Origin of the sequence: Pseudoalteromonas qingdaonensis (assembly GCF_038739665.1) — a bacterium.
GTDB lineage: Bacteria > Pseudomonadota > Gammaproteobacteria > Enterobacterales > Alteromonadaceae > Pseudoalteromonas > Pseudoalteromonas qingdaonensis.
Genome location: NZ_JBCGCU010000007.1, coordinates 143,052 through 162,941 on the forward strand (window position 1 = coordinate 143,052; position 19,890 = coordinate 162,941).

Here is a 19,890-nt window from a genome sequence, read left to right on the forward strand (position 1 = left end):
GCGCTTAAGCAGATGTTGCCACTAACAATAAGAATAATGAGGCGTAATGCGCTTAAGCAGCATAAAACTGGCGGGTTTTAAGTCCTTCGTTGATGCCACCAAGATCCCATTTCCCGACCCCATGACCTGTGTGGTGGGGCCAAACGGCTGTGGCAAATCTAACGTTATTGATGCGGTGCGCTGGGTACTCGGTGAAAGCTCGGCAAAAAACCTTCGTGGCGATGCCATGACGGATGTTATTTTTAACGGTGCCGCGACCCGCAAACCGGTTTCCCAAGCCTCGGTGGAGCTGGTGTTTGATAACACACTTGGGCGCTTACCCGGCACTATGGCGGCGCGAAATCAGGTGGCTATTAAGCGCGTGGTGACCCGCGACGGCCAGTCCCTTTATTACCTCAATGGCAGTAAGTGCCGCAAACGCGATATTACCGATATCTTCTTAGGCACCGGCCTTGGGCCGCGTAGCTATGCCATTATCGAACAGGGCATGATCTCCCGGCTGATCGAAAGTAAGCCACTGGAACTTAGGGTCTTTATTGAAGAAGCCGCCGGCGTGTCCAAATACAAGGAGCGTCGCCGCGAGACACAAACTCGTATTCGCAGCACCAAGGAAAACCTTGAGCGTCTGCTTGATGTGCGCGCCGAGCTGCAAAGTCAGCTCGATAAGCTAGAGCATCAGGCCCAGCAAGCCAGCAGTTATCGTGAACTCAAAGCCCAGCAGCGCCGCTATAAGGGCGAGCTGGCGGTACTTAAATGGCAAAAACTGCATCAACAACAATTGCAACAGTCTGAACAACTTACCGAGCTAAAAGAGCAGCTGGCGTTTTTTAAGGATGCTCACCGTGGTGAGCAGGACGTGCTGAGCGCCTATCAGCAGCAACTGGATGACACCAGCGCAGCGCTCAATCATAACCAGCAGCAAATATTTAAAACCGATAATCAGCTGGCACGTTTAGAGCAGCAACAAATTCACGCCAAGCAACGGGCCCACCAGTTGCAAACCAGCATAGCGCAAAATCAGCAGCAACAGGCGCAGCTGCTTGAGGCCCAGCGCCAGCAAAATGAGTTTGTGGCCCAGCATCAGGAGCGGTGTGAGCAGCAGCTGCAGGTGAGTGAGCAACTGCAAGAAACCATGCTCGAATGCCAGGCGGTGCGTGATGAGGCCGATGAAGGCTTTGCCCAGCTGCAAGAGCAGCAGCATCAACAGCGCGAGCTTTTATTTCAAAGTCAGCAGCAGTTGCAGCAATGCCGCCACGAGCACCAAGGCGCTGCCGTCAAACTGCAGGCCTTGCAGCAGCAGGCACAAGACAACAGCGCCGCTCTAAGTAGGCATCAGGATTCCTCGGTTGCACAGCAAGTTAACGACAGCGAGCAACAAAGCAAGGCCTTGACCGAGCGCCTGGCCAAGGCACAAAGTGCGCAGCTAAAGCTTGAGCAGGCCTTGCACGCCAATGGCGAAGAGTTAAATCACGCCAGTGAAGAGCATCAAGACATAGTGCGACAAATGCAGGAGCTCGGCGCCAAACGTGAGGCCATTGCCTCCCTGTTACAGGATGAAGAGGCTGAGCAGGGCAAGGGCATCTTATTCCAGCTTGAGGTGCAAAAGGGTTATGAGCAGATAATTGAAGCTGCTTTGATGCAACTGCGCCATTTGCAGCTTATGGTTGATAAAAGTGGCAGCTGGTTGGCGCCGCAAACCAATAAAGCGCCCGAGCACTCGGTCGCCCAGTTTATTCAATCCGGCCACTACCCGGATCTGTTACATCGCATCGCCTTTGACGCCAAGGGCGATATTCGGCTGTTGGACGACCCCAGCTGGTTGGCTGTGGTTGATGAAAACGCCCACCTGCATGGCCGCCACTGGTGTTTGCAGGCTAACAGCGAGCAAGTCTCAGTGCTTGCCCAGCGCCAGCAGCTCAATGAATTAGAGACAGCCTTAGAGCAGCGCCGGGATAAATTACCGGCCATAGAAAAAGAGTTGCAGCAGCTCAACGGCGAGCGACAAACGCTTAAAGTATCGCTGGAACAGACCAAGCAAGAAGTTCACGAGCATTCTAAATCTTACGCCAGTATGCAAACCCGCCAAGAGCTCCTCAAAGAGCAGGCTCAGGTATGGCAACAGGAACTTGAGCGTTTGCAATCTCAAGAGCAAACCCTGAACGAGCAAATTGAAACGGCACAAATGACGCTTGAACAACAGCAGGCGCGTATTGAGCAAGCCGAGGAAAGCTTAGAGCAGGCCGAGCACAATTCACTCCAGGAGCGCCGCCAGTTTGAGCAAGCTCAGCAGGCATTGAAGCAGGCTCAGTTGCGTGTTCAAGAGCTGCACGCTCAAGTAAACGAGGCACAAATTAGCACAGAGCGGCAGCAAAGCGAGCTGATGTTAAGTCGTAGCAAGCTGCAAAATATTGACCGCTCGTTGGAGCAATCCCGTGAGCAATTGGCCGAGGCTGAAGCCGAGCAGCAGGAAGTGGCCGAGCCCCTCGCCATGCAGGAAGAGCAAATCGCCCACTTGCTGGAGCAAAAAGAGCAGCTGAGTGAGGAGCAATTGGCCTTGCAACAGCGCCTTGAGCAGGCACAAAGCGAATTGCAGCAAAATAAAGACAAATTGGCGCAGGGCGAGCAGCAAAGAGAGCAATTGCAAGAGCAGATCCAGCAGGCTCTGTTGGCAGAGCAAACTCTGGCCTTAAAGGCACAACAGGCTCTGGCTCCCCTAGAAGAGCTCAATACCAGCTTAAAAACCGTGCTCGAAACCTTGCCACAAGATGCGCAAGCCGGGCGCTGGCAGGCGCAGCTTACGACCCTGGATAAGCAAATCAGCGATTTGGGTGCAGTGAACCTGGCGGCCATCGATGAGTTTGCCAGTGCCAAGGAGCGCAAGCAGTATTTGGATGAGCAATTAGACGATCTCACCAAGGCGATGGACACCCTGGAAGCGGCCATAGCCAAAATCGACCGCCAGACCAAGGCCCAGTTTAAGGCCACCTTCGAGCAGATCAATAAGGACTTGCAAGAGCTGTTTCCCAAGGTCTTTGGTGGCGGCTCGGCGTATTTGGAATTGACCAGCGACGACCTGCTTGAAAGTGGGGTTGCGATTATGGCAAGGCCCCCAGGTAAGAAAAATTCCACAATCCATTTGTTAAGTGGTGGAGAAAAAGCGCTGACCGCATTATCATTGGTGTTTTCGATATTCAGGCTCAATCCAGCACCATTTTGTATGCTTGACGAGGTTGATGCGCCGTTAGATGATGCCAATGTTGGTCGTTTTTGCCGTTTGGTTGAAGAAATGTCGCAAACCGTGCAATTTGTATACATAAGCCATAATAAAATAGCCATGGAAATGGCTGGGCGCCTGACCGGCGTGACTATGGCGGAACCTGGAGTGTCACGTATGGTGGCGGTGGATATTGAGCAAGCAATGGAAATGGCTCAAGCCAGTTAATTGAACAAACTAAGAATAAAGGTGAGGGGATGGCCGAAGATCTCAGATGGGTATTAATTCTAATCAGTGCGGTAGTTATTGGCGGATTGCTAATTCACGGCCTTTGGTCGGTGCGCAAACGCTCGCAGGCGGTTGATAGCAGCGCGGCGACAAAAGCCAAATCAGCTCCGCAGCAAAAAGCAGCCAGTGAGCCTATCCCTACAGCGGCGACCGAGGTTGCAGCGAACGACCAAAAAAGCGCAGTGGGTCAAATCGATGAACCAGCTCTGACTCCTGAAGTGGCTTCAGAAGTGTGTGAAGAGCCTAGCTTTAATGCCTTAGACGATGATGAGCCTAAGATGGGCGACTTTAGCATTGAAGCCGAAGAGCAAACGGATATTGAGACCGAGCCACAGCCAAGTGCCGAAGAGCTGCCAGAAGATTTTGTAATTATCCATGTGCATATGCCTGAGGGCTTGCAAATGCAGGGCGCCAAGTTATTGCCTTTGGCTTTAACTCTGGGCTTCAAATATGCCGACGATGGCTTTTTCCATCGCCACGAACAAAGCAGCGGCCAAGGGCCGGTACTTTTCAGCATGGTGAACATGTACAACCCGGGTACCTTTGATATCGACAATATGGAGCAATTCAGCACCGCAGGTATCAGCTTGTATATGACCTTGCCGAACGAAGGCGAAGCCATGACCACCTTCAATATGCTGCACAGTGCCGCGAAAAAGCTGGCCGAAGAATTCGGTGCCGAGCTATTGGATCATCAGCGTCAGCCGCTGAGTGTAAACGGCATACGCGAGTACGTGGAAAAAGTCCGCGAGTACGCTTAATCCTGAGGTGTCGGCCTTGAAGTGCCAAGGCCGACACCTCAGGGAAACACATTGACACTAAGCCACCTCCCGGTGGCTTTTTTATCGAGGTAGATATGAGTCTCACCCCTGAGCAACAGATTGCCGAGCTTAGCTCCAAGCTGGAGGAGCACAATTATAATTATTATGTGTTGGACAACCCCAGCATTCCCGACTCTGAATATGACCGCCTGATGCGCCAGTTACAGGCTTTGGAAGCCGAGCACCCGCATTTACAAAGCCCTGACTCGCCAAGCCAGAAGGTGGGCGGTGCGGCGCTGAGCAAATTCTCTCAGGTGACCCACCAGGTGCCCATGTTGTCTCTGGACAATGCTTTTGATGAAGACGAGTTTAATGCCTTTAATAAGCGTATTAACGACCGGTTGGCCTCAAACACTCAGCCGATGTTTTGTTGTGAGCCCAAGCTTGATGGTCTGGCGGTGTCTATTTTGTATCGTGACGGCGTGCTGGTGCAGGCGGCGACCCGAGGTGATGGTCAGGTAGGTGAAAACATCACCGAAAATGTTAAAACCATTCGCAATATTCCCCTGAAGCTGCGCGGTGATTTCCCCGAAGAGTTAGAAGTGCGCGGCGAAGTATTTATGGACTTGGTCGGTTTCCACCGTCTTAACGAGGAAGCCAAGGCAAACGAGGGTAAGGTGTTTGCTAACCCGCGTAATGCCGCCGCCGGAAGTTTGCGTCAGCTCGACTCTAAGATCACCGCCAAACGCCCACTGATGTTTTACGCCTATTCCATGGGCCAGGTAACCGGCGCCGAATTGGCAGGGGGTCATTTCGAGCAGTTGCATCAGTTGAAAGACTGGGGTTTGCCTCTTTGTCCGGAGACCAAGTTGGTCAATGGCGCCGATGAGGCCATCGCCTATTACCAAGATATTCTTACGCGCCGCGGCGAGTTGAAATATGAAATCGATGGCGTGGTGATCAAGGTTAACGATAAAGACGCCCAAGAGCAGCTGGGCTTTGTTGCCCGCGCGCCGCGTTGGGCCATTGCTTTTAAGTTCCCAGCGCAAGAAGAGATCACCCAGTTGCTGGATGTGGAATTCCAGGTTGGCCGTACCGGAGCTATTACCCCTGTGGCACGCTTGGCACCTGTGTACGTAGGTGGGGTGACGGTGTCCAATGCCACCTTGCACAATGGCGATGAAATTGCCCGTCTCGGGGTGAAAATTGGCGATACCGTTGTGGTGCGCCGCGCCGGTGATGTGATCCCGCAGATCACTCAAGTGGTGCTGGAGCAGCGCCCGGCAGATGCAAAAGACATTCTTTTCCCAAGCGAGTGCCCCGTGTGCCATTCCCATGTCGAGCGAATCGAAGGGGAGGCGGTGGCCCGTTGTAGCGGCGGTCTTGTATGTGCGGCGCAGCGTAAAGAAGCGATTAAACATTTCGCCTCACGCAAGGCCATGGATATAGATGGTCTGGGCGATAAAATTGTCGAGCAGCTGGTTGAGCGCGAGCTTATCCATACTCCGGCTGAGCTATTCCAGTTGCGTCAGGGGCATTTTGAAAGCCTAGAGCGTATGGGGCCTAAGTCGGCTGCTAACCTGGTCAATGCCTTAGAAGCGGCCAAGACCACAACCCTGGCCAAGTTTATCTATTCTCTGGGTATCCGCGAGGTAGGTGAGGCGACGGCGCAAAACCTGGCCAATCATTACCTGAGCCTGGATGCCATTATGCAGGCGAGTATAGAGCAGCTTCAGGAAGTCAGTGATGTGGGTGAGATAGTTGCCAAGCATATTCATAGCTTCTTTAGTGAGGAGTCGAATCAAGGGGGGGTTCAGGCGTTGCTTGATGAAGGCGTAAACTGGCCGGCACTGGAAGTTAAAAATGAAAGTGAGCAGCCACTTACGGGCTTGACCTATGTGCTTACCGGTACTTTGCATACGCTGAACCGCAATGACGCCAAGGCACGCTTGCAGGCCTTAGGTGCCAAGGTGGCGGGCAGTGTGTCGGCAAAAACTCATGCCCTGGTGGCCGGAGAAAAGGCCGGCTCTAAACTCACCAAGGCGCAGGAGCTGGGTATAGAGGTACTTAGTGAAGACGACTTAATAGCCTTGTTTGCCGAGCACGGTGCCTAAGCCATGAGTGATTTTATCGCCTGGCTGGAGTCGGGCTTAGCGCGTTTTGGCCAGTGGCTGTCACCTTATCTGGGTGATATCGCCCTGGTGTTTGTGGTCTGCATTATCGGCCTGTATGCCGGGGATGTGATCAAAAGCGTTAAAAAGCTGGTGGCCGGTAAGCACTTTTTACTGCGCACCTTAGCCTTTGTGCTGGTGAGCGCCTTTGGTTTAGGAGTGTTAACCCTGTGGGTGAGCCCCTTTATGGCCAAGGCCCTGATGTTTTTCGGCAGCACCTATTTGCCGCTAACCGTGTTTGTCGCCTTTATCCTGGTAGGGATTTTAGCGGACAGGAAGTCTCAGCTGTGAAGCTCTATGGTCCTGAATATTGGGATAAGTATGGCGCCTATCGTACCCCGATAGGCTTTACCCTGGCGCTTATCATCTTGCTGCGCCCTTATCTTATCTGGGCCTTTGCCGCTATATCGCGACGCCCTGAGCTTGATTTGGTGGCCCTGGTGTATCGGCAAAAGCAGGATTTTTTTGTCGCCTTGGCCATAGCTGCTATCGCCATTGTGCCAGCCACTGTGTACTCCCTGCGTCGTCCCGGCAGCAGTTTGAGGTTAAAATCCCTGTGGCGGCATATGCGCTGGCCCTTAGTGCTCTGTGCTATGCTGGATTTGGCCTGGCTTATTTTACAGGCCTCACAACAGTACTATAAATTTTCCTTGTATATTGCCGTGCAAGCGGTGGCGGTGGCCTGGATCCTGCTGTATTTAATGCGCAGCCGCTATTTACGGGTGTTTTTTGCCGATTGGCCGGATGAGCTGGAGAGCAAGAAAAGCGATGCAAAAGGGAAGGACAACTAGGGTGTTCAGCGCCAGCTCTGTGCGTCCCGTAGATAAAACTCTAGCCAAGTTCACCTTGGTGGCTTTGCCATTTGTGGCTATTTTGCTCTTGTTGGCTGCCCCTTGGCCACTTGTACGCCTGACCTTGATGCTGGCCTATTCTGTTGCGCTGGCATCCTGCCTGTATCGCCTGACACCCTGGTTTATCGCCCGCAACCCTCTAAGCCGTTTTGTGCAACGCGAGCAGGGGCACTTAAAGGTTTGTTCACTGGCGGGCTTTTTTGACTTCCATGGTCCTTGGCATTATCTGCCCATAGAGAGGATTTCGTCGGTACATGTGTGGCCGCACGGCATTGAGATTAAAGCCGAGGAGAGGGAATATCGCCTTAGTGTTGTTGGCTCCGCAGATAGCCTGCACGCCTATATGAGCTCGGTGCTTGCCGATGCCCTTGGCGCTGGTGTCAGTTTTAACATGGAACCTGGGTCTAAGTATTAAGCCCGTTTAGGCACTAAGAGCTAGACCTAGGGCGCGCAGGTGTGTCAAAGTTGCCTTGCCGACTAGCCAAATATTGGAGTAACTATGCTGAACTGGCAAAATATTCTTATGATGAGCGCCAAGGGCAATCCTGAGCCCCCTTATCGCGTGGAAAAAACCGAGCAGCAGTGGCGTGAACAGTTAAGCGAAGAGGCCTTTTACGTGACCCGTAAAAAAGGCACTGAACGCCCTTTTAGCAGTGATTCATGCACCTTGTTTGAGCCTGGACGCTATCACTGTGTGTGTTGCGATAACCTTTTGTTTGATGCGGCCGAGAAGTTCGACAGCGGCAGCGGCTGGCCTTCGTTTACGCAACCAGCAACACCTAATGCTATTGCCTATATTGCCGATGTGAGCCACGGAATGAGCAGAGTAGAAACCCTATGCAATGTGTGCGACGCGCATTTAGGGCATGTCTTTCCCGATGGTCCGCCGCCATCGCATCTGCGCTATTGTATTAATGCCGTTGCCTTAATTAAAGGTTAAGGGCGAAGATAAGCCAAGGGCCCTGTTGGGCCCTTGGTGTTATTTCTGTGTTGCTATCCAGGCATCGACATCCTGCTCGACGATAGTCATGGGGCGGGCGCCAGAGAGTAAGATAACATCATGAAAGGCCTTGATATTAAACTTGTCACCAAGCGCCTGCTGTGCGCGCTCGCGAAGTTCAACCAGTTTTAACATACCCAGTTTATAACCCAGGGCTTGGCCCGGCCAGGCGATATAGCGGTCAATGGCGGGCACCACATCACTCATGGGGCTGCCGGTGGCCGCAGCAAAGTAATCTATGGCTTGCTGACGGGACCATTTCTTGTAATGCAAACCTGTATCTACCACCAAGCGCGCGGCGCGATAAACTTCCGCCTGCAAACGACCAAGATCGCCAAAAGGGTCGTTCTCATACATACCTATTTCATAGGCAACCAGCTCGGAATACAGAGCCCAGCCTTCAACATAGGCATTGAAAGATGCATTTTGGCGCATTAGGCCTATGTCTTGCTGCAACATGTTCAGAGCGATTTGGAAGTGATGCCCAGGCACGGCTTCATGATAGGTCAGGGTCTTCATGCCAAAGCTGGGTACCGCAGCCATATCTTTAAGATTGATATAGAAGACTCCGGGGCGTGAGCCATCAAGCGACGGACCATTGTAGTAACCACCGGCCGATCCCGCTTCCACAGCCACGGGAATACGACGCACCTCGACCTTTTGCGGCGGCAGGGTTGAGAAGTAGTCCGGTGCTTTTTGATTTATGGTAACTATTTCTTCGCGCAGGAAGGCCAATAGCTCGGCGCGACCTGCATCACTGTCTTCATACAAGAAGCGCGGCTCGGCGTTAAGCTGCTGCATGCGCTCGTTGACGCTGCCTTCGCTATAGCCATTTGCCTTTAAAATCTCGTCCATACGCTCGCTAATGCGTTTAACTTCATCCAAGCCCAGCTGGTGGATTTGTTCGGCACTGAGGTCGGAGTCGCCCAAATAAGTGATTTCATGTTGGTAGAAGGCCTCACCATTGGGTTGAGCCCAGATACCTACCTGCTCAGGTGCTTGCTCTTGTAGGCGCTGCATGTCTTTGTAGATGCTTGCAAAAGCGGGGTAAATCTTGCTGCGAACTATTTCCTCGGCTTGTTGCACATACTCAGTAACTTGCTGCTTGCTTAGACCTTCAAGCTGATCCAACTTGGTTTTCATTGAACTGACCAGGGAATGTTTGCCTGGCGCTTCTGAGGTGAAGTTTTCCAAATAACCCAAGGTATTGGGGAATAAAGCCTTAGGTAAAATGACGCCTAGCTTGGCATCGGCATTGACCTTTTCCTGCACTTGTTTGACTACGTCATTAAAGGCATTAAGGCGGGCAAGATAGTCTTTGGCGTCTTGCTCTGAGTTTATCTCATGCTGGTCTTTTAACAGATTTGGCAGGTCGATTAAGGGCCCGGAAAGCTGATTAACCACATAGGGGAGATGACCGCCCCAGGTGTCGATATAGCCGGCGGCAAAATCGACATCGCCAGCATAGTAGTTGGCGATCACCTGATTGACCTTAAGATGTAAGGCATCTTTTGGGGCCAATGCCGGGTGTTGCAAAGCAGCCAACTGCTCGGCGGCATGGCGCATATCTTGTTGCAAGCGTTGCATACCGGCCACCGAATAATCCGGTAACTTGCTGGCGTAAGGACCATATTGCTCGCTCGGCAATTTTAAGGATGTCGCCAGTGCGCTTTGATGATCGATAAAGCTTTGGGTATAGGCATCTACCGCCTTGGCGATTTGCTGTGAGCTTGGCGCAGCAGGAGCCGCCTGTGTTTGATTTTCTTGTTGTGGGGTAGGGGCATCTTGGCAACCGGCCAAAGCCAGTGATACACCAAGAGCCAGGGCTGTTAGTTTATTCATTTTGAGCTCGTTTGTTATTGATTTATGGCATCAATATACAGGCTTTGATACACATTGCTAGTCGCGAGCGCCGGCCGTCAGCGCTTAGGGTGAAGGGGGTTATTGCACTACTGGGTGGGCGTGAAGATATTTCTGCTTAATTTTTTCGTAGCGGCTGCTTAGCTCATCATCGAGTTTGCTGTTATCAAGCAGGGCACAGCATTTATCGGCCAGCAGTTGGTTAAAGCTAGTGCCCTGGCGAATGCTGCCTTCGTACAGGCATTGCAGCAGGTTTAAGGCGATACTGCGGTTTTTCGGCATCACCCGAAAAGCTTGGCTAAAGGCCTCAAGTGCCAGCAGGTAGTTGCCCTGTTTAAACTTCTCTACCGCGTGATTATTCAGTTCTCGCGGTCCCATGGTGAGGTCACGACGTTCGTTTTGCTGCTGTATAGCGGTTTTTAATTGCAGCGCTGAGCGTCGCTCTGGGTAGCGCTCACAGTGGTCGATAATCTTGTTATACAGGGTTTGTGCCTGGGCATGAAAGCCGAGTTCATGGTAGGCCTTGGCCTGATCTAAGGCGCCGTCGATGGAGCGAATAGGGCTTTCATCCATGGCCAGCTGCTCTAGCAGCATTTTCGCCTTGTGATGCTCATCCTTAAGGTAGTAAAGCCGAGCATTAAGTACATCTACTTGTATCTGTTGCAGGGCATCGGGAAATTGCTTTTTAAGATCATTGAGGTACTTGGTGGTTTGGCGTGTAACCCGGGCTATATGTTCGCTCTGATCTGTGGTGAGTGCATAGTCGATACCGGCTCGAGCGGCGTTAAGATAGACATCCGGGCTGTCATGGATCGAGTGCGGCGCAAACTTGGCGATATCGCGACAGGTTTGATAATTTTGTTCGTAATCATGGTTGATTTGCGCTACTTGGGACAGGCTGGCCTGACGCGCCAAGTTTCTAGGCGCCATGGTGGTCGCGGCACTTAGGTAGTTTTGTGCCTGTTCATACTGGTTCAGCTTAATTTCCAACTGGCTAAGCAGGTCGTAGGCAACCAAGCGGGTTTCATCGCGTTCCAGCATGGTTTTTAACATGCGGTGAGCGAGGTTATGTTCGTCATTGCCAATTAGTGCCTCGACCATGCCGATGCGCGCCCAGGTAAACTTTTGAATATCCAGTACGGATTTAAAAAAGCTTTTGGCTTGTTCGAACTGCTTTTGCAGCAGTAATACCTCACCCTTGAGGCGCAGTAACACAGCTGCATAACCCTGGTTGGCGACCAGTTTAGTATCAATTACTTTAAGTGCCTTGGAGTAGTTTTCGTCGTCAATAAGCTGATAAACGTCTTTAAGGGCCTGTTTGCGTTTAACGATACGTTCGATGCGGCTTTGCAGCTCCAGGGTGTTAAAGGGTTTCACTAAAAAGTCGTCGGGATGCAGCTCCAATACACTATGTACTAGGGCTCCTGAAGTTTCCGCAGAAATAAAGATAAAACCGGTAGCGCCTTTAATCAGCTTTTTGACCTTGAGTTCTTCATAGAGCTGGTAGCCATCCTGATACTTGCTGAGATTGAAAGCGCAAATGAGCAAATCGAAGCGCTGCTCTTTGCATAACTCTTTGGCAATAACCGCATTTTCAGCAAAACGCAGGGAGCGATAGCCGAGCCGCTCCAGAGACTGCTTCATATAGCTCAGAGCCAGAGGCTGTTCTTCAATGATGAGAATATGGGCTGAACTGGTTACTTGCTGAGACATGCCATGAGTAGTTCAAGATACTTTATATTGACTATATAAACTAGACTCGCGACTGACAAGTAAATCGGGAATAAAGCCTTAAATTGCATTGGTGACAAGCCGTTGCTTAGTCAGTATCTAGGATTTCAGTATGGATTTTGGTGGTGTTATGGCGTGTAAAAGCCATGCTAATGGGAATAGCGCGATGTGAGTCATCGATTTAAGATACAAAGGAACCAAAGAATGGTGGGTTGTACTGGATTTAACCAATAAACCTCGCCTTGCTAAGGGGAATAGCGCGATGCAGAGCATCGTATCTTCCTGAACTCCATCTAGATGATGGTGGGTTGTACTGGACTTGAACCAGTGACCCTCGCCTTGTAAGGGCGATGCTCTCCCAACTGAGCTAACAACCCGCAGTAGGATTACGTTTTAGTAGATGGTGGGTTGTACTGGGTTTAACCAATAAACCTAGCGTTGCTAAGGATAGTAGTGCGATGCAGAGCATCGTATTCTCCTTAACTCCATCTAGAAGATGGTGGGTTGTACTGGACTTGAACCAGTGACCCTCGCCTTGTAAGGGCGATGCTCTCCCAACTGAGCTAACAACCCAAAACGTAATTTTTTGCGATTTCTATATGGTGGGTTGTACTGGAATTAACCAATAAACCTCGCCTTGCTAAGGATAATAGTGCGATGCAGAGCATCGTATTCTCCTTAACTCCATCTAGAAGATGATGGGTAGTACTGGATTTAACCAATAAACCTCGCCTTGCTAAGGATAATAGTGCGATGCAGAGCATCGTATTCTCCTTAACTCCATCAGTAGATGGTGGGTTGTACTGGATTTAACCAATAAACCTCTCCTTGCTAAGGATAATAGTGCGATGCAGAGCATCGTATTCTCCTTAACTCCATCAGTAGATGGTGGGTTGTACTGGACTTGAACCAGTGACCCTCGCCTTGTAAGGGCGATGCTCTCCCAACTGAGCTAACAACCCATATAGAAATATCAGATGTGTCACTTTAAAATGATGGTGGGTAGTACTGGATTAAACCAATAAACCTCGCCTTGCTAAGGGTAATAGTGCGATGCAGAGCATCGTATTCTCCTTAACTCCATCTAGAAGATGGTGGGTTGTACTGGACTTGAACCAGTGACCCTCGCCTTGTAAGGGCGATGCTCTCCCAACTGAGCTAACAACCCGGGTCTTTTTAAATTCTATATGGTGGGTTGTACTGGACTTAAGCCAATAAACCTCGCTTTGCTAAGGATAATAGTGCGATGCAGAGCATCGTATTCTCCTTAACGCCATCAAAATGATGGTGGGTTGTACTGGACTTAAGCCAATAAACCTCGCTTTGCTAAGGATAATAGTGCGATGCAGAGCATCGTATTCTCCTTAATGCCATCAAAATGATGGTGGGTTGTACTGGACTTGAACCAGTGACCCTCGCCTTGTAAGGGCGATGCTCTCCCAACTGAGCTAACAACCCATATAGAATTTTCAGATGTGTCACTTTAGAGTGGTGGGTTGTACTGGACTTGAACCAGTGACCCTCGCCTTGTAAGGGCGATGCTCTCCCAACTGAGCTAACAACCCACATCTGGTAACAACATTGCTTGCTAAACGAATTAGCCGCGTTGTTGTGGGGCGCTATTATAGATAGAGAGAAAAGACTGTCAACACTTGAATGATACATTTTGTTTTAGGTGAGGTATTTATAGCCAATGCGTGGGCTATTTAATCAATTTTACATATATCAAAGAGGTTATTAGTGCGTTGTTGAACATTAGTTGTGCGCCTAGGGCCTAGCATTCGACTCTGCATCTAACGACAATGCTCATATTCTGTATACACAAGATGGAAAATTATCTATGAACTATAGTGCGTTTATTTCTCACGGTGGTGGGCCGCTCCCTCTTTTGGGTCATGAAGGGCATAAAGAGATGGTTGAAATCTTAGAAGAGTTTGCGTCCTTAATTCCCAAACCTGATGCAATTGTGGTGATCAGTGCCCATTGGGATACGACGGAGATTAAAGTGAACACCCAGGCTCAGCCACACTTATTGTATGACTATTATGGATTCCCAGAACCGGCCTACAATATTAAATATCCTGTTTCGGGCGCTCCTCAGTTGGCAAAAGAGTTGCTGTCAGGTTTGCAAGGGCTAGGTGTGCCAGTAATAGAGGAAACCGAGCGAGGTCTAGATCATGGTGTTTTTGTGCCCTTGGCAATAATGTCCCCAGAGGCAGATATTCCTTGTGTGCAAATTTCACTTCAGTGCGATTATAGCCCCGAGCTTCATCTACAAATTGGTGAGCATATAGCAAAGACTATTGCATCATTAGATAATGTCCTTCTTTTAGGCTCCGGATTTTCCTTTCATAATATGGCCGCATTTCGATTGGCCGATAATAAGGAAGCCATTAAGAACAACCTTGAGTTCGAGAGTTGGCTGGAGCAGGTTTTAAATACGCCATTATCTAAGCAGGAGAGGGTGCAGCACCTAATAAACTGGCAAAGTGCTCCTGGAGCGCGATATTGTCATCCTACTGAGGAGCATTTAATGCCTTTGCATGTGGCTTATGGTGCTGCTCAGTCTACGCCTATCGCTTTTAAACAAGTTTCTGTGCTGCATAAGAAGGCAACGTTTGCGCTCTGGACTATGGCCTAAATAGGGTCTTTTGTTCAATAAAAAACCACAAATACCAGTGTCTTGCACAAGCTTTATGCGTATTGTTTAAAATTGCCGCGGTCGATAAAAAGTTACCTAAAAAATGTTGACTTTGTTTTGGTGGCTGCATAGAATGCGCCCCGCACTAAGCGAGATGACGACGTTAAGTCGGTTGTTTTTGCACTCAGGTTTGGGGCTATAGCTCAGCTGGGAGAGCGCTTGCATGGCATGCAAGAGGTCGGCGGTTCGATCCCGCCTAGCTCCACCAAGATCTGCAGTGTATACGCTGCCCACCTGTTGGGCTGGACTTCGAATGTCTAGGTGTTTAACTCGTATGGTAAGAGTCTAAATAACCAGTCCTAGTGACAAAAAGCATGTGTTTTTGTAATTAGGTTGCTTGGCCTCGCTGGCTCGGCTGCCGCGCTTACAAAAATTCGTCGAAGCAGTGCTTCGATATGCAAATTTTTGTCCCCTTCGTCTAGAGGCCTAGGACACCGCCCTTTCACGGCGGTAACAGGGGTTCGAATCCCCTAGGGGACGCCACTTTACTCGTATGGTAAGAGTCTAAATAACCAGTCCTAGTGACAAAAAGCATGTGTTTTTGTAATTAGGTTGCTTGGCCTCGCTGGCTCGGCTGCCGCACTTACAAAAATTCGTCGAAGCAGTGCTTCGATATGCAAATTTTTGTCCCCTTCGTCTAGAGGCCTAGGACACCGCCCTTTCACGGCGGTAACAGGGGTTCGAATCCCCTAGGGGACGCCACTTTACTCGCATGGTAAGAGTCTAAATAACCAGTCCTAGTGACAAAAAGCATGTGTTTTTGTAATTAGGTTGCTTAGCCTCGCTGGCTCGGCTGCCGCGCTTATAAAAATTAATCGAAGCAGTGCTTCGATATGCAAGTTTTTGTCCCCTTCGTCTAGAGGCCTAGGACACCGCCCTTTCACGGCGGTAACAGGGGTTCGAATCCCCTAGGGGACGCCACTTTACTCGTATGGTAAGAGTCTAAATAACCAGTCCTAGTGACAAAAATCATCGAAGCAGTGCTTCGATATGCAAATTTTTGTCCCCTTCGTCTAGAGGCCTAGGACACCGCCCTTTCACGGCGGTAACAGGGGTTCGAATCCCCTAGGGGACGCCAATTTACTCGTATGGTAAGAGTCTAAATAACCAGTCCTAGTGACAAAAAGCATGTGTTTTTGTAATTAGGTTGCTTAGCCTCGCAGGCTTTGCTGACGCGCTTACAAAAATTCATCGAAGCAGTGCTTCGATACGCGAATTTTTGTCCCCTTCGTCTAGAGGCCTAGGACACCGCCCTTTCACGGCGGTAACAGGGGTTCGAATCCCCTAGGGGACGCCACTTTACTGATTTTCAGTATCAGGTTTTGGGGCTATAGCTCAGCTGGGAGAGCGCTTGCATGGCATGCAAGAGGTCGGCGGTTCGATCCCGCCTAGCTCCACCAAATCCTTTGCTCGATAACTCGTATGGTAAGAGTCTAAATAACCAGTCCTAGTGACAAAAGTGAATGTTTTTGTAATTAGGTTGCTTGGCCTCACTGGCTCGGCTGCCGCGGTTACAAAAATTCATCGAAGCAGCGCTTCGATACGCAAATTTTGTCCCCTTCGTCTAGAGGCCTAGGACACCGCCCTTTCACGGCGGTAACAGGGGTTCGAATCCCCTAGGGGACGCCACTTTCTTCTTTGTTATATCTAGTTATTTCCACCTTTCAAAACAACATTTTTATCTCCTTCTCTTTATCAGAAAAACGACAAATTCTTTTGCCGGTTCAGTAACTTTCAGTTAACTTATTGAGCACTATTGCATGTCGATTTCATACCAACACAGTTAGCACTATATTTAGCCCGCTAGAATGATTAGCTATTTAAGTGAATTGGTATCATACCATTTGTGCATGTATAAAGACTTGAAGGAGCTATTGTGTTGGCTAGGTTACTTCAAGCTGTTATCTTGCTTTTTGGTGTGGGCTTAAGCTGCCCGAGCCAGGCCACGCTGACCCTTGCATACTCCCTTAAAAACAGTGAGTTTGCTTCCTTTTTGACAGAGTCAGCCGCGACTCAGGGCCTAGCAATAGATGCTCAATGGGTCGACCAAAAACTGTTAAAAGTTAGATTGATTCAAAGTGCTGAAAGCGGGGCGCGTGCCGATGCCATTTTAGTTCCTGCAGATCATTTAGGGATGGATGAATTCGTAAATTTCAGCGAAATTCCACAATCCATGCTCAGCCCTGAGCAGTCTCCTTTATTTGCCGCCAGCGGCCGCATGCAAGGGCGCCAACTAGGTATTCCCATTGTTGCTGGTAACCACCTGGTGCTTTATTACAACAAGGGGTTAATAATAGAGCCGGCAACCAGCTGGCAGCAATTAATTCAATATTATCAGCAGCATGGTAAGGCTCCCATAGGTTGGAGCTTTATGGAGATGTTTTGGTTTGTGCCCTTTGTTACCGCCTTTGGAGAGCCTCCGCTCGTTACTGATCAACCTAATCTAAATACCAAGGCCATGCATCAAGCCCTGGAGTATGTTTGGAGTTTGGCCGAGCAGGGGGTGGTTGATCCCAAGTGTGACTACAGCTGCAGTGAGCAGCGTTTTATGAGTGCCAAGTTGCCCTACACTATTAACGGTATTTGGGCCTATGATAATTATCGGCACGGTCTCGGGGATCAGTTGGGTGTTGCAGCCTTACCAAGGCTGGCAGGAAATACCATGAAGCCATATTCAACCGCCTTTGTGCTGGCGTTCCCCGAACAGTCTTTGCACGGTGAGAAACGTGCGCAGTTAGAGCAATTAGCGGCGCTTTTACAGCACCCAGGTGTACAAACTCAGCTCTGGCAGCGTTATGTAGGGATCCCAGTCCATAAGCAGGTTCAGAAAAATATATTGGCTCACGCCGATGCCGACAGCCAAGTGTTCTTTGAAACCTTAGCGCAAAGTGAGCCGATGCCGAATTCCCCCAATATGATGATACTTTGGGAAGTGATGTTAAAAGGTTACACCCGCTTTGGTGCCAAAGCCATGAATGCCCAGCAGGCTGGCGAGTTTATGCAGCATCTTGCTGAGCGATCCATAGCACCAAGGAAGGAATAAATGCGTACAGCCAAATTTAGTCACGCCTTGTTTGTCAGCATAGTCTGGATCAGCCTGGTTCCCATGTTGTTGGTAGTGCTTTTTTTGGTTATCAGTTCTATCAAAACTCCTTGGCTCAAGCGCAGCAAACTCTAAATTGGCGCGCCAATAATGACGCTCTGGCATTGCGTCAGCAATTGTTTAAAACCGCCATAGATAATGAGCGCCTGGCTAACTCCAAAGCCATTGCTGAATTACCCATTCGTATTCTTTATTCGCAGTTTGCGCTAACGCAACTGCAGGAATATGTGACCCAAAATAGCAATATCCATGCGGCCATGGTGATCGACAAGGCGGGCTTTACCGTTGAAGGATTTCCCCTAAAGGCGCTGAATATGGATATTGCAACCACGGCGCCCTTAGTGCAGCAGAGTATGATGCAATCCGGCTCTAGTTATTTTGTTATTGAATATGACGACCTTAACGACAGCCAAGCACAACCCCTGGCTTATTTGGCAATTGCCACCCCACTTAACTTAGAGCGCGGATCTCTGAGCACACCTTATCAAACCACGGGAATTTTGCTCACCTTGCAGCCAATATCATCCTTGCTTGGCTCTTTGGCACAAATAGAGCAGGTTGAGCAACTGGAACAAAATAATACTTATCGCATGATGCTGGCGCATAATGAGTTGGCTGAATTGGGTAAACTCAGCTCCAGGGCACAGCTCACGGCGCAAAGTGATATTGTTGCCGTATTGCATAAGGGTAAAAGCAGCCCATTGAGCTTGTTGCTTAGCGAGCCTCACGAGCTGCATTTAAGCGCTCTGCGACGTAGTTTGGCATTTGTCGCCATCCTGATATTGAGCCTGAGTATTTTGGCACTGCTGTTGGCGCGCTGGCTAGTACGCAGGTTTAATCAACCGCTTACGGATATTGCCTTGCTGAGTCAAGATTATGCCCAAGGCCAGTATGAATCTCAGGTGCACCCTTTTCGCTATCATGAATTTGAAAATATCAGCACCAATTTGCAAAGCATGGCAAAAACAATAGAAGCGCAAATTGCCTCGTTAAAAGAAAAAAAACTTCGAGCCCAGGCGTCTGAGCGGGCCAAAAGCTTATTTTTGGCCAATATGAGCCATGAACTTCGTACCCCGTTAAATGGCATTTTTGGCTTTGTGCAGTTGTTGCAAAGCACTCAATTGGAGTCACAACAGGCTCAGTATACGCAGCAAATTCAGCTCTCTACCAAGATGTTGCTCACTGTCATAAACGACATTCTCGACTTTTCAAAAATTGAAGCAAATAAGGTGGCGATTGAGAGCCGTCCTTGCGAACTAGTGCAGCTGGTCAAAGATGCTAATGCGTTCTTTGCACCCAGCTGCGCACAGAAGGGGATCTCCTGCACCTTAGTGCTGCCAGAGCAAGGCCAAGTGTATGCCTTGTGTGATGAAATGCGATTGCGCCAAGTGCTTAGCAACCTGGTTTCTAATGCCGTAAAGTTTACCTCTCAAGGGGGAATCGAAATCGGTTTGCGGGTAAGCGAAACCCAGTCAAATTATCAATGTGGTTTTTATGTGAAAGACACAGGGGTTGGCATAGCAAAAGAGCAAAGGGCACAATTATTTCAGCCTTTTGTTCAAGCTCAGGCCAGCACCACCCGTGAGTTTGGCGGTACTGGGCTTGGGCTCAGTATTTGCAAGCGGTTACTCGAACTGATGGGGGGCACAATTAGTCTCACCAGTGAGCTAGGGGTGGGCAGTACCTTTAGTATCAGTCTTGAGGTGGAGCGAACTGCACCCATAACAAAAGTAGATCCTGATAAGACCAGCCCCGCACAGCAGCGGTTTGATGGTTTTCGGGCTTTGGTGGCTGAAGATAACCCCATAAATCAGCGTGTTATTAGCATGTTTTTGGAGAAGCTTGGTGTAACTGTACACTTAGTGGAGAACGGTGAGCAGGCCATTGCTGCCGAAGCGGAGCAGGATTTTGATTTGATTTTAATGGATATTCAAATGCCTGTGATGGATGGACTTAGCGCCAGTCGTGCTATTTGTGCGCAAAACCCGCATCATGCGCCCATCATCGCGGTCAGCGCCAATGCCATGAGTCAGGATATAGATAAGGCTTTGGCTGCAGGGATGCAAGATCACCTGGCCAAGCCCATTGAGTATCAGGCCTTGCTCGCCTTATTGCATAAATGGCTGGCAAGTAAGGCGGCACAACCTAGGGTCTGTTTATTTTTGCGGTTTACTTTATGTTCAATCTAAACGCATTCTGATGAATATAAT

General features: G+C 49.7%; 13 protein-coding genes and 14 tRNA genes. 19 read left to right on the top strand and 8 right to left on the bottom strand.

Annotated elements, in window-relative coordinates:
- Window positions 1-46 precede the first annotated feature (46 nt).
- From WCN91_RS08430 to msrB, 7 genes are all read left to right on the top strand, one after another.
- Window positions 47-3,442, top strand: coding sequence for a chromosome segregation SMC family protein (locus tag WCN91_RS08430; RefSeq protein WP_342678086.1), 3,396 nt, complete (start codon window positions 47-49; stop codon window positions 3,440-3,442).
- Window positions 3,443-3,471: 29 nt separating this feature from the next.
- Window positions 3,472-4,263, top strand: a complete 792-nt coding sequence (gene zipA, locus WCN91_RS08435; RefSeq protein WP_342678088.1) for a cell division protein ZipA — start codon at window positions 3,472-3,474, stop codon at window positions 4,261-4,263.
- Between the two features lie 95 nt (window positions 4,264-4,358).
- A complete protein-coding gene (gene ligA, locus WCN91_RS08440; RefSeq protein ID WP_342678090.1) occupies window positions 4,359-6,377 on the top strand; it encodes an NAD-dependent DNA ligase LigA in 2,019 nt (672 codons plus the stop codon).
- Between the two features lie 3 nt (window positions 6,378-6,380).
- Window positions 6,381-6,725, top strand: a complete 345-nt coding sequence (locus WCN91_RS08445) for a DUF3392 family protein (protein ID WP_342678092.1) — start codon at window positions 6,381-6,383, stop codon at window positions 6,723-6,725.
- Window positions 6,722-7,225 (top strand): DUF2919 domain-containing protein, encoded by a 504-nt coding sequence (locus tag WCN91_RS08450; protein ID WP_342678094.1) that lies wholly within the window; start codon window positions 6,722-6,724, stop codon window positions 7,223-7,225. The genes WCN91_RS08445 and WCN91_RS08450 overlap by 4 nt, the downstream gene beginning before the upstream one ends.
- Window position 7,226: 1 nt before the next feature.
- Window positions 7,227-7,700 carry a hypothetical protein gene (locus WCN91_RS08455; protein WP_342678096.1) on the top strand — a complete coding sequence of 158 codons (474 nt, stop codon included), beginning with the start codon at window positions 7,227-7,229 and terminating at the stop codon, window positions 7,698-7,700.
- A gap of 84 nt (window positions 7,701-7,784) precedes the next feature.
- Window positions 7,785-8,225 (top strand): peptide-methionine (R)-S-oxide reductase MsrB, encoded by a 441-nt coding sequence (gene msrB / locus WCN91_RS08460; RefSeq protein WP_342678098.1) that lies wholly within the window; start codon window positions 7,785-7,787, stop codon window positions 8,223-8,225.
- 39 nt (window positions 8,226-8,264) lie between these two features.
- On the opposite strand, the gene WCN91_RS08465 is transcribed toward msrB, so the two are convergent.
- The 8 genes from WCN91_RS08465 to WCN91_RS08500 all read right to left on the bottom strand — a co-directional run bounded on the left by WCN91_RS08465 (window position 8,265) and on the right by WCN91_RS08500 (window position 13,441).
- Entirely contained in the window at window positions 8,265-10,127 is a 1,863-nt protein-coding gene (locus tag WCN91_RS08465; RefSeq protein ID WP_342678100.1) for a DUF885 domain-containing protein, read from the bottom strand.
- A 99-nt stretch (window positions 10,128-10,226) separates the two neighbouring features.
- Window positions 10,227-11,858, bottom strand: coding sequence for a response regulator (locus WCN91_RS08470; protein WP_342678102.1), 1,632 nt, complete (start codon window positions 11,856-11,858; stop codon window positions 10,227-10,229).
- Window positions 11,859-12,177: 319 nt separating this feature from the next.
- Window positions 12,178-12,253, bottom strand: a tRNA-Val gene (locus tag WCN91_RS08475).
- A 120-nt stretch (window positions 12,254-12,373) separates the two neighbouring features.
- Window positions 12,374-12,449: transfer RNA gene (locus WCN91_RS08480), tRNA-Val, on the bottom strand.
- Between the two features lie 313 nt (window positions 12,450-12,762).
- Window positions 12,763-12,838: transfer RNA gene (locus tag WCN91_RS08485), tRNA-Val, on the bottom strand.
- Window positions 12,839-12,968: 130 nt separating this feature from the next.
- Window positions 12,969-13,044 (bottom strand) — tRNA-Val (locus WCN91_RS08490).
- A gap of 214 nt (window positions 13,045-13,258) precedes the next feature.
- Window positions 13,259-13,334 (bottom strand) — tRNA-Val (locus WCN91_RS08495).
- Window positions 13,335-13,365: 31 nt separating this feature from the next.
- A tRNA-Val gene (locus tag WCN91_RS08500) sits at window positions 13,366-13,441 on the bottom strand.
- 275 nt (window positions 13,442-13,716) lie between these two features.
- On the opposite strand from WCN91_RS08500, the gene WCN91_RS08505 reads away from it, so the two are divergent.
- From WCN91_RS08505 to WCN91_RS08560, 12 genes are all read left to right on the top strand, one after another.
- Window positions 13,717-14,517 (top strand): DODA-type extradiol aromatic ring-opening family dioxygenase, encoded by an 801-nt coding sequence (locus tag WCN91_RS08505; RefSeq protein WP_342678104.1) that lies wholly within the window; start codon window positions 13,717-13,719, stop codon window positions 14,515-14,517.
- 192 nt (window positions 14,518-14,709) lie between these two features.
- Window positions 14,710-14,785, top strand: a tRNA-Ala gene (locus tag WCN91_RS08510).
- A 199-nt stretch (window positions 14,786-14,984) separates the two neighbouring features.
- Window positions 14,985-15,060 (top strand) — tRNA-Glu (locus tag WCN91_RS08515).
- Between the two features lie 143 nt (window positions 15,061-15,203).
- A tRNA-Glu gene (locus WCN91_RS08520) sits at window positions 15,204-15,279 on the top strand.
- Between the two features lie 143 nt (window positions 15,280-15,422).
- Window positions 15,423-15,498 (top strand) — tRNA-Glu (locus WCN91_RS08525).
- 81 nt (window positions 15,499-15,579) lie between these two features.
- Window positions 15,580-15,655: transfer RNA gene (locus WCN91_RS08530), tRNA-Glu, on the top strand.
- Window positions 15,656-15,798: 143 nt separating this feature from the next.
- A tRNA-Glu gene (locus WCN91_RS08535) sits at window positions 15,799-15,874 on the top strand.
- Window positions 15,875-15,901: 27 nt separating this feature from the next.
- Window positions 15,902-15,977 (top strand) — tRNA-Ala (locus WCN91_RS08540).
- A gap of 153 nt (window positions 15,978-16,130) precedes the next feature.
- A tRNA-Glu gene (locus tag WCN91_RS08545) sits at window positions 16,131-16,206 on the top strand.
- Between the two features lie 247 nt (window positions 16,207-16,453).
- Window positions 16,454-17,620: a sugar ABC transporter substrate-binding protein gene (locus WCN91_RS08550; RefSeq protein WP_342678106.1), complete on the top strand. Its 1,167-nt coding sequence runs from the start codon at window positions 16,454-16,456 to the stop codon at window positions 17,618-17,620.
- Window positions 17,621-17,755, top strand: coding sequence for a hypothetical protein (locus tag WCN91_RS08555; RefSeq protein ID WP_342678108.1), 135 nt, complete (start codon window positions 17,621-17,623; stop codon window positions 17,753-17,755).
- Window positions 17,731-19,869, top strand: coding sequence for an ATP-binding protein (locus WCN91_RS08560; protein ID WP_342678110.1), 2,139 nt, complete (start codon window positions 17,731-17,733; stop codon window positions 19,867-19,869). Before WCN91_RS08555 ends, WCN91_RS08560 begins: the two co-directional genes overlap by 25 nt.
- Window positions 19,870-19,890 lie beyond the last annotated feature (21 nt).

Bases quoted from the DNA above. Each gene is read 5' to 3' on its own strand.
- WCN91_RS08430 (WP_342678086.1), top strand. From the start codon at position 47: ATGCGCTTAAGCAGCATAAAACTGGCGGGTTTTAAGTCCTTCGTTGAT.
- zipA (WP_342678088.1), top strand. From the start codon at position 3,472: ATGGCCGAAGATCTCAGATGGGTATTAATTCTAATCAGTGCGGTAGTT.
- ligA (WP_342678090.1), top strand. From the start codon at position 4,359: ATGAGTCTCACCCCTGAGCAACAGATTGCCGAGCTTAGCTCCAAGCTG.
- WCN91_RS08445 (WP_342678092.1), top strand. From the start codon at position 6,381: ATGAGTGATTTTATCGCCTGGCTGGAGTCGGGCTTAGCGCGTTTTGGC.
- msrB (WP_342678098.1), top strand. From the start codon at position 7,785: ATGCTGAACTGGCAAAATATTCTTATGATGAGCGCCAAGGGCAATCCT.
- WCN91_RS08465 (WP_342678100.1), bottom strand. From the start codon at position 10,127: ATGAATAAACTAACAGCCCTGGCTCTTGGTGTATCACTGGCTTTGGCC.
- WCN91_RS08470 (WP_342678102.1), bottom strand. From the start codon at position 11,858: ATGTCTCAGCAAGTAACCAGTTCAGCCCATATTCTCATCATTGAAGAA.
- WCN91_RS08505 (WP_342678104.1), top strand. From the start codon at position 13,717: ATGAACTATAGTGCGTTTATTTCTCACGGTGGTGGGCCGCTCCCTCTT.
- WCN91_RS08555 (WP_342678108.1), top strand. From the start codon at position 17,621: ATGCGTACAGCCAAATTTAGTCACGCCTTGTTTGTCAGCATAGTCTGG.